Raw genomic sequence first — 14,599 nt, forward strand, 5'->3', positions numbered from 1 at the left:
CGCGAGATTGCTACCGCGTCATCTTGATCTGCCGCAGGGCGGGGATCTTCGGCAGCGAGCCGGTGTGGTCGGTCTCTTCCTTGGCCTGCGGCCCGGCTGGCGCGCGGGCGGTGGCGTCGGGGAAGCGCTGCTTCATCTCGCGCAGGAAGCCGTCGAGCGTGTCGACGCTCGCAGCCAGCTTGGCGATCTCGGCGAATTCGGCGCTGGAGGCCGCGGCCGGCTTACTGGCGATGTCGAAGGCGAGACGGTCGGCGCTCTCGCTCATCAGCGGCGCGTATTTCTCGCGAAAGCGCGACAGGCCGATCGAATCGTCGGCGAGCGCGTAGCCGACGGCGGCGCGGATGATGTCACTCTTCTCCACCGCATTGAGCGGCTTGAAGTCGCGGAAGCGCTCGCCGTAATAGAGCTCGATCTGCTCGGCGGACTCGCGCCAGCGCCGCGCCGCCCAGAAGATGTCGGAGCGCAGGCGGAGCACCTCGCGTCCGGAGACGTTGGAGACGATGTCGAGCGCGAGATCGTGCCGGCCGACGTCGCTCTGCGCCCGCGCCTCCAGCAGCAGACGCTGCTGCCTGAGCTCGCCGGAGAGATCGCTGATGCGGCTCGCGCGCAGCGCCGAGATCGCCATGTCCGGCCTGCGGTTGGCGAGATAGATCATGGAAAGACGCGCGGCGACCTGGGCACGCGCGGCGCCTTCGAGACGGTGGTCGACCTGGTATTGCAAGAGCTCGGCGGCCTGGTCGAGCAGATCGATCGAGGCGAGACGGTCGGCGAGACGGCGGATCAGCTCGTCGCCGCGGCGGCCGATCGGCGTCAGCTCGCGGAACTCGTAGAACATCCCGAGCGCCTCGACCGGCGGCAGCTCGTCACCCTTGGGCCCCAGGAAGATCTGCGTGAACAGGTCGGAGGCGAGATCCTGCGCCTGGCGCGAGGCTTCCGCATTCGGCTGCAGCTTCGTCGCGGTGCGCGCCGCCGTGAGCGCGTCCCGGTAGCGCCCGTTCTCGGCGTACATCTGCGACAGCATCTGGAGTGTCTTGACCTCGATCGCGTCGCCGCGCCAGGTCATCGACAGCGTCTCGAGCTCGCGCAGCGCGTCTTCCTTGCTGATCTCGTCGCGCTTCTGCCGCAACGCGACCTCGAGCTGCTTGGCCTCGGCCGCAGCCGGCCGGTCGCTCGAGGCGACCGCGAACTTGTAGTCGTCGAGCGCATCCTTGTCGTGGCCGAGCGCCTCGGCAAGCCTGCCGCGCAAAACGGCGAAGCCGGGTGCAGCCTCGGGCGATACGCCGACGATCTCGAGCTCGCTGCGCCGCTTGGAGGCGCCGGCATAGTCCTTCACCTCGAGCGAGGCGCGCATCGCGTCCATCGTCACGATGCGCTGGATGTCGAGCGGCAGCGAGGCGATCGCGAATTCGACGTTCTTGAACTTCTCGCGCGCGTCCGCCCATTTGCCCTGACGCGCATGGGCGAGCGCCTTCCAGAGCTGGGAGTCGTGGCTGTTGCCGATCACGGGATTGGCGAGGTCCTTCAGGCCCTGCGCCGGCCGGCCGATCAGGATGCTCGCGATCGCGTGCATGATCAGCGCGCCGCTCTCCTCCTTGTTGAGCGGATCGCTCAGCATCAATTCGGTCACGGCCTTGGCCTCGTGATACATCGCGCGTGACATGTAGAACTGCGCGAGGTCGAGCCGCGGCAGCGAGCGCAGCGCAGGCTCGACGGCCGAGATCGCCATGATCAGATCGCTCTGGCGCGTCATGAAGTTTTCCGACTGCCCCTTGCGCCAGGCTTCGGGGCTGAAGATCGGGCGCACCGCGGTCGGGGCGCGCTCGGCGGAGATGTCGACCGGCGACAACGTCAGTCCGCCCTTCTTGCCGAGAATGACCTTGTCGGATCCGACCTCGACGCCGACCTCGTCGGAGTTCGGCCGGATCGCGATGCCATGGGCGGATTCCAGCAGCGAGAGATCGACGAGGTCCTGACGCTTGATGAAGCCGCGCACCGGCCGCTGCGCGGTGACGACATAGAGCATGTCGCCGGCGTCGGGATCGGTGAGCTTGTGCAGCAGGCCCGGATTGGCGAAGGGAATCGCGATGTTGGCGAGCGCGGGGTCGGTGATGTTGCGCGACATCATCAGCGGCAGCGGCGTCGCCTGGATCTTGTCGGCGAGCGTCAGCAGCCAGTTGGTCTCCTTGCCGACCTCCTCGCTCGTCAGCGAGTAGACCAGCGGCCGGGTGAGACGGATGCGTACCGCCTGCCCCTTGTCGAGGGGGATGCGGCCGACCTCGCCGATCATCGCCCCGCCCTTGGTGCGGATCGCCTCGACGTCGATCGGCTTCGGCGTGTCGAACACCAGCCAGACGGTATCGCCGCGGCGGAACGCCGCCGCAGGCGTTGTGACCTGAAGCGGGAACGTCACGCGCAAGCCGTCGCTGTCGCGGCGCGCATCGACGCTTGGTGCGGCCGGCTGCGGCGCGGCCGGCGCCTCGGCGGGCGCAGCTTTGGCTGCTTCCTTGACCGGCTCCTTCGCCGCTTCCTTCACGACCTCCTTGGGCGCCTCGACCATTGCAGGCGCGGCTGGAGCCTCGGCAACAGGCGGGGTGGGCTTCGCGGCTTCCTTCGCCGCTTCCTTGGGCGCTTCCGCAGCGTGCGCAGCTTCGGCCGCGGGAGCCGGCGCCGGTTTCGGCGCTTCGGCGGCGGGCATCGCGGCAGGCGCTTCCGGCTTCACCTCGGGCTTGATATCGATCTTGGCTTCGCGCGCGATCGTCTCGGAGGTCGGCGGTGCGATCTCGCGATGGGCGTCCTTCTTCTCGGCCGCCGGCTTTTCCGCGGCCGGTGCCGGTCCATGGCCTTGGCTGGCCGGCTTGGCCTGCGCAATCGCGGCCTCCGGCGTCGCAGCCGTCTTGCCCTTGTCCGGCTGGAAGGAGACGTCAACGACGTAGTTCTTCTCGTCGCGGAAGGAGTGCACGTCGGAATCGCCGATCAGCGCGATCTCGACATTGGTCTGGTCGATGTCGGCCTTCTGCTTGATCGAGGCAACGTTCGGCGGCGCGGCGACCACCGCGTCGGCGAGGTCGAAACTGAGGTTGGCGTTGAAGGCGAGCGTGAGCTTCTGCTCGTTGAGCACGGAAGACACGCCGACGCCGTCGGGCATCTCGAACACGAAGCGCACGAAGGTCGGCTGCACCGAAGCACGGACGCGGATCTGCGGACGCTTCTTGCTTTCGGCCGCGGCGCGCTGGGCGCGCAAGGCGCGTTCGGCGACGCGGGCGCGCTCGGCGAGTTCCTTGACCACGTCCATCGGCAGGCTCGGCGGCGGCCCCTTCCAGCCCTCGGGCAAGAGGTCGATGAAAGTGCGCTCGCCGGCATTCATGGTGTTGACGGTGACGCGCCGCGCCAGCGACAGGCGGATGGCGCCACCGTCGGGATCGCGGCGGGCGGAGTTGACGTAGTCGGGCGCGCCCTCCGGAACCCGGTCGACGGGCACGTCGACCGGCCGGTCAAAACGGATGATGAGAATGGAGCCGGCCGTCGTGACCTCGGAGGGAACATCCTCGCCGAGCCTGATCACGAGACGCGCGAAGCCGCCGGCGGCCGAAAAACTGGCCTCGCCCCGGATCGGGTCCGCCCGCGCCGGGCTTGCGGCGATCAGGCCGACCAGGAGGATGGTTGCCAGCGCAGGTGCGTTGCGGACATGACGCGACAGCCCCCACGCCAGGGCGCGGGCTCGCGACACAAATCCAGCGGCAGCCTTCTGCGCCATTGGCGGCATTTCTTCCGGTTCGACGACCCATACCGGCACATTGCGCCGGCCCATGTCGTCGAATGTAGGTTTTGCCAATTAAGGACTTGTTAATGCTGTAATGGCGACTTGATCCGGCGCAGCGCGTCGCGACGCCTCGCGTGTGGGCTTAGGCGTTCGCGCTCCAAATCTGGAGAGCAAGTGGTTAAGGAGACGTTAACACCACGTCGTCACCGGCGCCGGGCGGGACCGGCGCGGCCCGGGCCGCAGCCTGCCGTCTCGACAAAATCCTCCACGATGATCGACGAGCCAGATCCAGTCGTGAACTCAGTCGCGACCGACGCCATAATGCGCGAACTCGTCGCCGATGTTGCCCTGAATCGTCTTTGCAGCCGAAATGTCGGAATCTCCGCCAATCGCGTCGCCCTGCTTCAGCTTGGCAAGCCCGCGGCCAAAAAGCGCGCTCGCCAATTCCGGGGCGGCTCGCAAGGCAGAATTGTAGTCGGCGATCGCCGCACCGAACTCACCCATCTTCAGGTGAATCAGCCCGCGCGAGTCGTACACGGCAGCACTGGTCGATCCGGATTGAAGCGCTCTGTCGCAGTCCTCCAGCGCGGCCTGCCAGGCACCAAGCACCGCCCGGGTCCAGCATCGTCCGCTCCGTGCGGCCTGCGAATCCGGCTGGAGACGAATGGCCTCGTCGTAGTCATGCGCCGCGCGCTGGTGGTCATTCTTCTTCAGATAGGCTCCGGCGCGGTTGACGAAGGCAGCGCCATAGTCGGGATCGAGCTTGATCGCATCATCAAAGGCTTCGATCGCGAGCTCATACTCGCCTTTCCTCAAGTAAGCCACACCGCGGTTGTTGAAGGCCTTTGCGTATGTCGGCTTGAGCGCGATCGACTGATCGAAATCGCGGATGGCTTTGTCGTAGTCGCCCTTTGCGGTGTAGGCATTGCCGCGATTGTTATAGGCGATAGCCAGAGCTGCCGTCGTACCCTGACTCGCCTCTATGAAAGCCGTGCAGGCATCGATCCGGACATCGAGCGGGGTGGCACCCACCCCGTTGCACGGTTCAATATGACTGAGATAGTTGGTCTTCACCTTGGAATTCTGGGCCGCGACTGGCAAGCCAATCAACAGCAGGACGCCAAGCGCCACTCCGCTTTTTGCGACGGACGATCTTGGTTCCATGTCAGGCCCCGTCCCCTGAGATCTGGCGATTGCGCGGAGGCTAGAACCAGCGTCAGCACCCGCGGCAGATGTTCAGATTGAGCTTGTGCTCGGCCCTTTGCTCGGGTCGCGGCGACCCCGTGCCGCCGGACTTCTTCAGATATTTGTTCTTGCCCTCTTCGATAAGAGTGGAAAACTTGGTGGTTCCGTCATCTGAGATTTCGACATGAGGTGTCGTGCCTCGAACGCCCATCGTGGCGACCGGCGTTTCGATCCTCATGTCGCCGGTCTTCGCAACCTGGCCGGCAACAAAGACGAACGTCCCCTTGGTCAGGTTGAAGCTCGTCGAATTGGACTTTCCAGCCGGCTCGTAGACATATTCGTCCAACTTCATGCGGGCGTTGCTCGACAAGTTGAACGAAGTTCCGTCCACGAAGTTGATGCCGACCCGACTGTCGGCATCGGTTCGAACCACATCGCCCAAATAGACCGGATCGCCAATCTTGGTCTGGATGGATTCGCCCGGGACTTTTGCCTGGACAATGACAGCTCCCACATGCTCGATGATGACCGAGCCCTCGGCTGCCACAACTTTCCCGATTGGCTTTGACGACGAATCCAGGACGGCCCGCCGCGGAGAATCGCTCTGCGCCTGGACTGGGTGGGGTGACGAGGCGGCCAGCGCAAGGGCGATACCTGTCACGAGAACAGTCGCTGCGTGAGTGCGCATGGCTCACCCCTTTTTTAAGATGTTGTTTTGAGCATCCGAACGGCTCCGACGGTGTCGGCACCACCGGGCATCATGGCAGACCAGCGGCAACAAACCACGACAGGCAAACTGGTTATTCCGGATTAATCCGAACGGCTGATCGCCGTGCCCGAAAGAGCCACTATCCGTGCCGGGCAATTTCAACGAGCTTTTCCCCCGTGCCGTCAGGCGAAGCGACAGCAATTCTGCCGTGACTGGCCTGGGCGGAATTCTCGGAAACAACGACCTTCAGCGGGCCTGGCCAAGGTTGCCGGTTCAAAATTGCTCCCGATCGCGTGACGCGGCAAGCCAGCAAAGCTACGGCGATGTCTGAGGTCGACGCTGGGCAATCGAGGTCGAACAATGTCCGTCACGCCCGCTGGAAGGCCCGGGGACGAGCGCGAAGCCGCTGCGATCAGGCGTCACCGAGTGAACGCGGCCAAGAGCGGCCCTCTTGATGGACCCGTTGCGCAGATTCGCGAGCGGGCCTCTGCCGGCGGCTTCGGGATGCTGTCGCTCACGGCAATGCTCTTCTCGATGATCAAACAGGTCAAGGCCGCAGACCCGAACGTAACGTTCCTGGATGACGACGCCATTACTTACAAGGACCTTGCGCACGGTGCATACGAGCTTGTGACCAAGGAGCCGATCCCGCGGCACATCATCGTCGAGGATCCCGGCGAAACGATCGTCGTCAAAAAGGTCGGCTCCTCGGTCAGCGTGAACCAGGTCACGAACACGGCTGCTCGCATGGAGGAGTTGCGGGCGGCACAGCAGGACGCGCTTGCCAATCTGGAAGGGCGAGACCCCCACGGGTCGGGCACACCTCCTTTCGTCAAATCCCAGCCGCTACAGCCGATCAATTTCATTCCGCCCGAGGCTCCCGCGGCGCAAGATTTGCTGGCGCCTGTCTCACCGTTTTTCCTCCCTCCGCCTCTGATCATACATCCGCCGCCGACGCTGAACACCGGAGCCGGCCCGGCCGAACTCGATACCGTGGTGTTTGACACATTCACGGCGACGAGCGGGACGTTCACCGCAAGCAGCAGCAACAGTGATGCCACACTGACCTTCGGTATCAGCGGCGGCACCAACGGCAACACGGTGTTGGGCGGGGTGACGTATGATGTATCGCAAACCGGCCCCTATGGCACCCTTTACCTCAACAGCGGGAGCGGCGCCTACACCTTCGTCCCAAACAGTGATGCGATCAATGCGCTGAAGGCGCCAACGACCACAAGCTTCATTATCACGGTGGCGGATGGCTCGCTCTTGGTCAGTCAGCCCTTCCCGATCACCCTCAACGGCGTCGAAGATGCAGCCCTCATTTCCGGTACGACGACCGGCTCAGCGATCGCGGCCGGTGGCGTGGTCAATGCCTCGCCCGGCACGCTGATCGCGACCGGAACGCTCACTGATACCGATCCCGACGACCCGCCCAATACCTTTACGGCGATCGGCTCGCCGGCCGCGAGCAAGTACGGCACCTTCACGATGACAACGGCCGGCGTGTGGACCTATACGCTCGACAAGGCCAACAGTCAGGTGCAAGCACTCCATGTCGGCGACATCCTGACCGACAGCTTCACGGTGACCAGCATCGACGGCACCCCGCAGGTGGTGACGATCACCATCCACGGCCCGTTGGTTGAGGTGAGCGGAACGGCCCCGTCGCTGACGCTGAGCGAGACGCAACTGACGGCAACCTCCCTGGACGACAACATCGCTGGCTCGGCGCCAGACACGACGCTGACGACGACGTCAGGCGACTTCTCGACGGCGTTCACCTCGGTTCAGGGGGCGGACGGTGCGACGATCAGCTACGCGCTGTCGATCACCGGTGGCAACGGCACGGCATCGGGCCTGATCGACTCGCACACCGGCCAGGCCGACGTGCTGATCCTGAACGGCAACACCATCGAAGGCCATGTTGGCACTACCGGCGGGACGCTGGCATTCACCATCACGCTTGATCCGGCGACAGGAATCGTGACCTTCACCGAGTACCGTGCAGTGACGGAGCCTTCCGGCACCAACCCGGACGGCGGGGAAGGCGTCTCGCTGACCGAAGGGACTGTGACCCTGTCGGCGACGATCACCGAAAAGGACGGCAACTTCCAGACGGCGAGCCGTGATCTCGGCAGCCGGCTGACCATCACCGACGACGGCCCGACGATTGCGGCGACGGGGACGGCTCCGTCGTTGACGCTGAGCGAGACGCATCTGACAGCTACGGCGCTGGACGACAGCATCGCCGGCTCGACGCCGGACGCGACGCTGACGACGACGTCAGGCAACTTCTCGACAGCGTTCACGTCGATCCAGGGGGCGGACGGTGCGACGATCGGCTATGCGCTGTCTGTCACCGGCGGCAACGGCATGGCGTCGGGTCTGCTCGACTCGCACACTGGCCAGGCCGATGTGCTGGTGCAAAAAGGCAATACCATTGAAGGCCATGTTGGCACCGTCGGCGGCACGCTGGCGTTCACCATCACGCTCGATCCGGCGACAGGAATCGTGACCTTCACCGAGTACCGTGCGGTGACGCAGCCTTTCGGCACCAACCCCGACGGCGGGGAAGGCGTCTCGCTGACCGCCGGGATTGTGAACCTGACGGCGACAATCACTGACAAGGACGGTGACTTCCAGACGGCGAGCCTTGATCTCGGCAGCCGGCTGACCATCACCGACGACGGCCCGACGATTGGAGGTTTTGGCATCGCAACCATCGTCGCCAAGGACGATCAAGTTGCGAACGGCACCTACAACGTGAGCTTCGGTGCGGATGGCGAGGGCGCGATGCGCGTGGCCGTCCACAATGGCACTGTTAATGGGTACGATCTGGCGACAACGGATCTGGGCGGCGGCATCACGTCGGTACACGTGACCGGGAACGGTGATGACTACACCTTCTATTATACGACCAAGGCGGTGAGCGGCGGCGTGGAGCTGGATGCGTTCTTCACCGATACAAGCGGGACGCTGAGCGATCCATACTTTAGGCTGCTGATCAATCCAGACGGAACCTACACGTTTGACATCGAGACCGTCGGCTTCTTGCAGCAGACGACGGTGACCGGCTCCGATTTCGGAGCATCCGGCAGTGGCCAGCCGTCACTCACCGCTCCGGACGGTCTGCTCGTCATCACCGGCGATTTCAATGGTGCCCCTGCTGACGTCAAAGCGTCGAGCAACGGCATCGCGGTCGGCGACACCGGACTGCAAATGGATCAACACGAAACCTTGAATCTGGCCTTCACGCCGGTGCAAACGGACGTCAGTTTCGCGCTGACGCAGTGGCAAGGAAACGGAGCTGCGGACGTCGTCTTCAAGGTCTTTGATGGCACCAACGACATCCACGACTTCAGCATAAACATTCCAAAGCCATCGGGTGACGCCCACGTCGTGGTGAAAGAGACTTCGAATCTCGCGCTTGTAAACACTTACTCGTTTGATGGCGCAACTTCGACCTATACGCTCTACGTTGGATCGGAATTCAACCGAATAGAGGTGTCGTACGATCACGCGGTAGCCGGCAACGCTACGTTTACCGTCAACAACATCACATACAGCGAGGGATCCAGGATCCCCAGCACCGATCTGCTGTTTGACGTGACGGCCGTCGACCGTGACGGCGATGCGTCAACGACCGGCCTGCAAGTAGACCTTCTGGGCAGCACTAACGTTGCGAGTGGTGTCACCTTGAGCGATCCCCCACAGCCGGTGACGACTGCCGTCAACGGCACCAACGATGGGGCCACTCTCTCCGGGACCGCGACCGGCTCCATGATCGAGGCTGCGGGCGGCGCGCCTGGCACGCCGACCGCTTCCGGTGCGCTCACCAACACCGACGTCAATCTGCCCAACACTTTCACAGCGGTGCGCTCGCCAACGGCGAGCGACGGCGGCTACGGTATGTTCACGATGACCGCGGCGGGCCTGTGGACCTACACGCTGGACAACAACAATAGTGTGGTGCAGGCGCTCGATGTTGGCGACACGCCGACCGACACGTTCACCGTGACCAGCATCGACGGGACGACGCAGGTCGTGACCATCGCCGCCCATGGCGCCGGCGACGCCCCCAACGGTTTCGATAACCTGGCCGCTGGACCGGCCGTGACGAGCGATCCTCCCTTCGCCCCTGTGACTCACGGAAGTGAAACCATCGCGGCCGGTGGCGATGTGGGCCAGATCATCTCCACGGGCGCCGGCAAAGATACCGTCAACGGCACTGGCCAGGCTGACATTCTTCATGGCGGCTCCGGCAACGACACGATCAAAGGCAATGACGGCGATGACACGACGCACGGTGGCGCGGGAATCGATGCGGTCAACGGCAACAAGGGCAATGAAACGATCATCGGCGGATTTGGCGCCGACCAATTGACCGGCGGCACCGGGAACGACCGTTTCGTCCATTTGTCCGCGGCGGATTCCAAGGCCGGCCGGTTCGGCACCATCACCGATCTCAACCCGGGATCCGACAAGATCGACTTGACGGCTCTCGGCGGGCTTGGCTTCCTTCTCCTGGCCTTGAGCTCGGCAAGCACGTCCGTGCCGGCTCACACGATCGCCTGGCTCTACGACAGCGCGGCCAATGAAACGATCGTGTATGTCAATCCGAGCGACCAGACCCTGCACATTGGCGATTCCGGCCTGATCGAAATCCATCTGCAGGGCATTGCGACCATCGACGCGTCGGATTTCACCCTGACGCCGGCGGCGGCAGCCGTGCTGGCGGCCGGCAGCGACCCGCTCGATCTCAGCGCAACGACACAAGGCGACGCCACCGCCGTGACGACGACCAGTTCGTCCGAGACCACACCCAGCGACGGCACGCTCCTCGCTGACTGGAACGCGACGGACAGATCAACCGACCAGACCCACAGCGTCTTTGCCAGTTCGGACCAGTTTGCATGGACCGAACATCCCAGCTTCGCCAGCTCAGACGGGGTGCAGCCGCGCGCTGCCGAGATTACCAGCAGTGACGCGGTAACGCCCGCACCGAGCGGGCTGTCCACGATCCTGCACGATGTGGCCGCACCGACGGCGACCGGCTTTGTCTTCGATCAGCTAACGCTGCCCGACAGCACCGATACGACGATCGGAAACAATGACGCGATCGCCGGAAGTGCCCCCATGCCTGAGATTGCTTTCGCGGCGCTCCAAGATGCGGCCGAACAGCTCGCCCGGCACGGGCGTACGCTGGAGAAGGGCAACGAGGACCACGGTGCATCGGCTCCAGACAGCGCCCACAATGCTGCTCATGCCCACGGCGGCGCCAGTCATTCGCTTCCAAGCGAGGCAGCCGGACAGCACGATGCGCCGAAGCACGGCCCGGTGGATGTCGATCCGCCCTCTGCCGGTCATGCAGCGCACGGCTCTGCGCCTGCCGGTTCGCACCAGGTCGGCGACTCCTTTGACTTCAAGGATGGCGCTTCGCATGGCCAGGGTCCGGAGCACGGCGTCCAATTGGATGATCCCTCAGACCCGTCCGGTCATCACGAGCACGCCGGGAAAGCCCACGAATCCGAGGCGGCGTCAATGCACGAACTGTCCCCGTCGCATATTGATCCGGCTCACGGGGCAGGCACAACTGGCGCTCACGTGCTGCACGATCTGATCGTGTGACGCACACAAGGCGACCGTCTCTTCAGTGTTGCGGTCCCGCGCAATCCGGCGCGGAGGAGTTCTCTCGCTCGAGACCAGCGTCATCTTCAGCGTCGCCATCTTCCCCCTGCGGCGGCCATGCATGCTGATGGTCTAGCGCGGATGTCCAGGCGAACGTCATCGCCGCGATGAGCAGCCGATTGACGGCTTCGATTGCGCGTTCTGCTACGGACGAGTAGTTCATAGCTTCCTCCCGCGCTGCGGATTGCGAATGGCGGGAGCCTAGGACGAACTCTGCGGCGCCACTGTACTCCACTTCACATTTGTACGCGTCAACTCATCGCAGCCTCAGAAGATGCCTCTTGCTTCGGCTGCATCCGCAACGCGAGTCGACGTGCCTCGTGCGGCAAGGACGTCAAACTCGCGGCGATCACCCCACTCCCCGGCGCGTTTGATCTGCGTGCTCGGTTGCCGAACAGGCGCGCACAACCTCAGGGGTGTTGCGGTCCATCAACGACTCTGAATCAGATGTGATCATTGCGATGCGAATTCGATTGGTCAACTTTTTGGGGGAGCAATCAATGAGCGAAGAAGCCAACTGCATTGTATGTAGCCAGGCAAGAGCGGTCGTAGCCGTCTTTCCAATCGCGCGGGGTTATGCACTGAAGGTATACGAGTGCTCCTGCTGCCACAGCACCCTTCATCTCGTGACTCGAATGACGAAGGCTGCGCTGATCAAGCAGCACTGCGAGACCCTCCTTCCCGTCGAGAAACCGCTGAGCTCGGCAGGTCGCAGGGTTCAGCAGCGGTTCGCGAGCTAGACACGCAAGGCGTCTAGCCGCGTGCAGGCCGAACGACCGCGCGATTGCGCGCAGGTTGCCGTAACGCGCCGCGGCTCTCGAGCCCTCAATTCGGCTTTTGCGTCGGCTTGCCGTCGATCTTGGGCAGGTCGCCGGCCGAGGCGGATTGATCGCCGCCGCCATTAGCCCGGCGGGCCATTTCGACGGTCAGCCGCTCGGCGGCCTCCGGTGACATCAGCCCCAGGATGTCCGACATCTTTCGCGGCGCGATGGCCGAGGCGATCTCGATCAGCACGCCCATCTCGAGGCGGTCGAACACCCGCGCGGCGTCCTTCGGCTTCATGCCCTCATACATGGTGACGAGGCCCTTCATGCGCTGGGCTTCGGCGGCCTTCTGCTCGGCCTGGGTCGCGGAGATGCGGGATTCCACCGCCTTCATCTCCTCGACCTTGTTCTCGATGCGCTTCTCGGCCGATTTCAGCAGGCTCTCGCGGATGTCGATCTCGCGCTGGCGGGCCTCGATCTCCTGGCGGCGCGACTGCAACCGCTCCAGGATCGCGCGCTCCGAGGCCGAGACCTGCGGCTGGGCTTCCTCCACCTTGACCACGGTGCCTTCGGTTTTGGTCTCGGGCGCGGCCGGCTTCGGCGCCTCCTTCGGCGCGCCATGGGTCGAGCCGGTGATGTCGGGGTCTTCCCGTCCCGTCGGAAAGTTCAGATTCTCCTGCGCCCAGGACTTCTTGGCCTGGTTCGGCTGGTAGTCGAAGACATAGCCGCCATTGATCACGAGGCCCGCGACCTTGAGCGTGGCGAGACCTGCGACGGCAACCAGGACGACCGGTATGACGCGGATGTTACGAAAGGACTTCATACCCCTGACTTCATGCGGCAAGGCCGTTGGATCGTCGACGCTCGGAGAAGGCTTCGGCCGCAGCCGCCACCGCCTTCGCCGACGAGGGCTTGGCCACGGGCACGGCAACCGTTTCCGGACTGGTCACGGGGCGCGCGGCGATCGCGATCTTGGACAGGCGCCGCACCACGTTGTCGGCTTCGCCCAGCTGCTTGTAGAGCTGGTCCGACATCTGGGTCGCCGCCGCGAGCTGGCTGCCGAGGTTCTCGTTGACGTCGCGCACGGCGAGCTTCAGCCCGCCGATCGCGCGCTCGGCGATCTCGGTCGCGGTGATCAGCTCGGCGATGACCGCCTTCAGCGAATGCTCGTCCGCCTTCAGCCGCGTCAGCCGCTTGTTCAGCAGGATGCAGTAGCCGATCGTGAGCATCAGCAAGATAGCCACCAGCGTCTCGATCGCCATTCCAAGGGAGTGGTTCATGGGGCCTCCATCATCTTGTTCTGCTCGTCCACCTTCTCGAACATCGCAAGTGTCGTACTTGGCTTGCGCAGGGGTTTCGTCACCCTGATCGCGACGCGGTCGCCGACCCGGCCCATGCGTCCTTCGGTGATTGTGACGTCGCCGCAGCGCACGGTGACATTGGCATCCGCGCGCATGTCCAGCGGCAGCGTGTCGCCGACCTTCAGCCGCATCAGCTGCTTGAGCGGGATGTCGGCCTCGTAGAGCACTGCATCGACGGAGATCTCGGCCTGGCCGATCTCGGTGGCGAAATGGCCTTCCCAGACCGGGTCGCGGCCGAACTTTTCGCCCATGAACATCTGGAGCAGGACGCCCCGGATCGGTTCGATGGTCGCGTAAGGCAGCAAGAGCTCGATATTGCCGCCGCGGTCTTCCATGTCGATGCGCAGGCGCACCAGGATCGCGGCGTTGGCGGGACGGCTGATCGCGGCGAAGCGCGGGTTGGTCTCGAGCCGGTCGATCGTGAAGGTCACCGGCGACAGCGGCCGGAACGCCTGCTCGGCGTCGGCCAGCACCACCTCGACAAGCCGCTTGACCAGCTCGGTCTCGATCGTGGTGTAGGGCCGGCCCTCGATGCGGAGCTGGCTGGTGCCGCGGCGGCCGCCGAGCAGCACGTCGATCATCGAGTAGATCAGGTTGGAATCGACCGTCGCCATGCCGAAATTGTCCCACTCCTCGGCCTTGAACACCGAGAGCACGGCCGGCAGCGGGATCGAGTTCATGTAGTCGCCGAAGCGCACCGAGGTGATGCGGTCGAGCGAGACTTCGACGTTGTCCGAGGTGAAATTGCGCAAAGACGTCGTCAACAGCCGCACCAGGCGGTCGAAGACGATTTCGAGCATCGGCAGACGCTCGTAGGAGACCATCGCCGAATCGATGATCGCGCGAATGCCGGAATGGTCGTCGAGCGTGACGTCGCCGACGGTGAAGCCGAGGAGGTTGTCGATCTCCTCCTGCGACAGCACCCGCTCGCCGGAGTTCTTGCCGGAGCCGAGGTCGCGGCTGCCGTCCTCGACCATGGCCGCCCATTGCAGGGCCATGGTCTCGGAGAGTTCGTTTTCGGCAGCGGCCTTCGCGGCCTCCGCGGGATCCTCGGAATCGAGCGAAGCCTCCCATTGGGCGGCAATCGCATCCTGGTCCATCTGCTCGTTGCCGGCCATGACGCTAGCCC

At 64.3% G+C, this 14,599-nt stretch carries 8 protein-coding genes; 1 reads left to right on the top strand and 7 read right to left on the bottom strand.

Annotated features, from left to right (window positions below):
* Positions 1 to 10: 10 nt before the first annotated feature.
* The 3 genes from AAFG50_RS28945 to AAFG50_RS28955 all read right to left on the bottom strand — a co-directional run bounded on the left by AAFG50_RS28945 (position 11) and on the right by AAFG50_RS28955 (position 5,633).
* Positions 11 to 3,754 carry a hypothetical protein gene (locus AAFG50_RS28945; RefSeq protein WP_039185951.1) on the bottom strand — a complete coding sequence of 1,248 codons (3,744 nt, stop codon included), beginning with the start codon at positions 3,752 to 3,754 and terminating at the stop codon, positions 11 to 13.
* Between the two features lie 306 nt (positions 3,755 to 4,060).
* On the bottom strand, positions 4,061 to 4,891 hold the full coding sequence (locus AAFG50_RS28950) for a tetratricopeptide repeat protein (RefSeq protein WP_231166538.1): 831 nt from the start codon (positions 4,889 to 4,891) through the stop codon (positions 4,061 to 4,063).
* A gap of 85 nt (positions 4,892 to 4,976) precedes the next feature.
* Entirely contained in the window at positions 4,977 to 5,633 is a 657-nt protein-coding gene (locus tag AAFG50_RS28955; RefSeq protein ID WP_028173295.1) for a FecR family protein, read from the bottom strand.
* A 447-nt stretch (positions 5,634 to 6,080) separates the two neighbouring features.
* Here AAFG50_RS28955 and AAFG50_RS28960 point away from each other — a divergent pair, with 447 nt between their 5' ends.
* Entirely contained in the window at positions 6,081 to 11,285 is a 5,205-nt protein-coding gene (locus tag AAFG50_RS28960; protein WP_049832477.1) for a DUF5801 repeats-in-toxin domain-containing protein, read from the top strand.
* Between the two features lie 22 nt (positions 11,286 to 11,307).
* On the opposite strand, the gene AAFG50_RS28965 is transcribed toward AAFG50_RS28960, so the two are convergent.
* The 4 genes from AAFG50_RS28965 to fliM form a co-directional block, all read right to left on the bottom strand.
* Complete coding sequence (locus AAFG50_RS28965; RefSeq protein WP_039185590.1) at positions 11,308 to 11,508, bottom strand: hypothetical protein; 201 nt, start codon at positions 11,506 to 11,508, stop codon at positions 11,308 to 11,310.
* 662 nt (positions 11,509 to 12,170) lie between these two features.
* Positions 12,171 to 12,932, bottom strand: coding sequence for a flagellar protein FlbB (locus tag AAFG50_RS28970; protein WP_028173292.1), 762 nt, complete (start codon positions 12,930 to 12,932; stop codon positions 12,171 to 12,173).
* A 10-nt stretch (positions 12,933 to 12,942) separates the two neighbouring features.
* Positions 12,943 to 13,389, bottom strand: coding sequence for a DUF6468 domain-containing protein (locus tag AAFG50_RS28975; RefSeq protein ID WP_028173291.1), 447 nt, complete (start codon positions 13,387 to 13,389; stop codon positions 12,943 to 12,945).
* On the bottom strand, positions 13,386 to 14,588 hold the full coding sequence (gene fliM / locus AAFG50_RS28980; protein WP_011088568.1) for a flagellar motor switch protein FliM: 1,203 nt from the start codon (positions 14,586 to 14,588) through the stop codon (positions 13,386 to 13,388). Before fliM ends, AAFG50_RS28975 begins: the two co-directional genes overlap by 4 nt.
* Positions 14,589 to 14,599 lie beyond the last annotated feature (11 nt).

Source organism: Bradyrhizobium sp. B039 (genome assembly GCF_038965675.1).
In the GTDB taxonomy this organism is placed as follows: Bacteria; Pseudomonadota; Alphaproteobacteria; order Rhizobiales; family Xanthobacteraceae; genus Bradyrhizobium; species Bradyrhizobium diazoefficiens.

Bases quoted from the DNA above. Each gene is read 5' to 3' on its own strand.
- AAFG50_RS28945 (WP_039185951.1), bottom strand. From the start codon at position 3,754: ATGGCGCAGAAGGCTGCCGCTGGATTTGTGTCGCGAGCCCGCGCCCTG.
- AAFG50_RS28955 (WP_028173295.1), bottom strand. From the start codon at position 5,633: ATGCGCACTCACGCAGCGACTGTTCTCGTGACAGGTATCGCCCTTGCG.
- AAFG50_RS28975 (WP_028173291.1), bottom strand. From the start codon at position 13,389: ATGAACCACTCCCTTGGAATGGCGATCGAGACGCTGGTGGCTATCTTG.
- AAFG50_RS28970 (WP_028173292.1), bottom strand. From the start codon at position 12,932: ATGAAGTCCTTTCGTAACATCCGCGTCATACCGGTCGTCCTGGTTGCC.
- AAFG50_RS28965 (WP_039185590.1), bottom strand. From the start codon at position 11,508: ATGAACTACTCGTCCGTAGCAGAACGCGCAATCGAAGCCGTCAATCGG.
- fliM (WP_011088568.1), bottom strand. From the start codon at position 14,588: ATGGCCGGCAACGAGCAGATGGACCAGGATGCGATTGCCGCCCAATGG.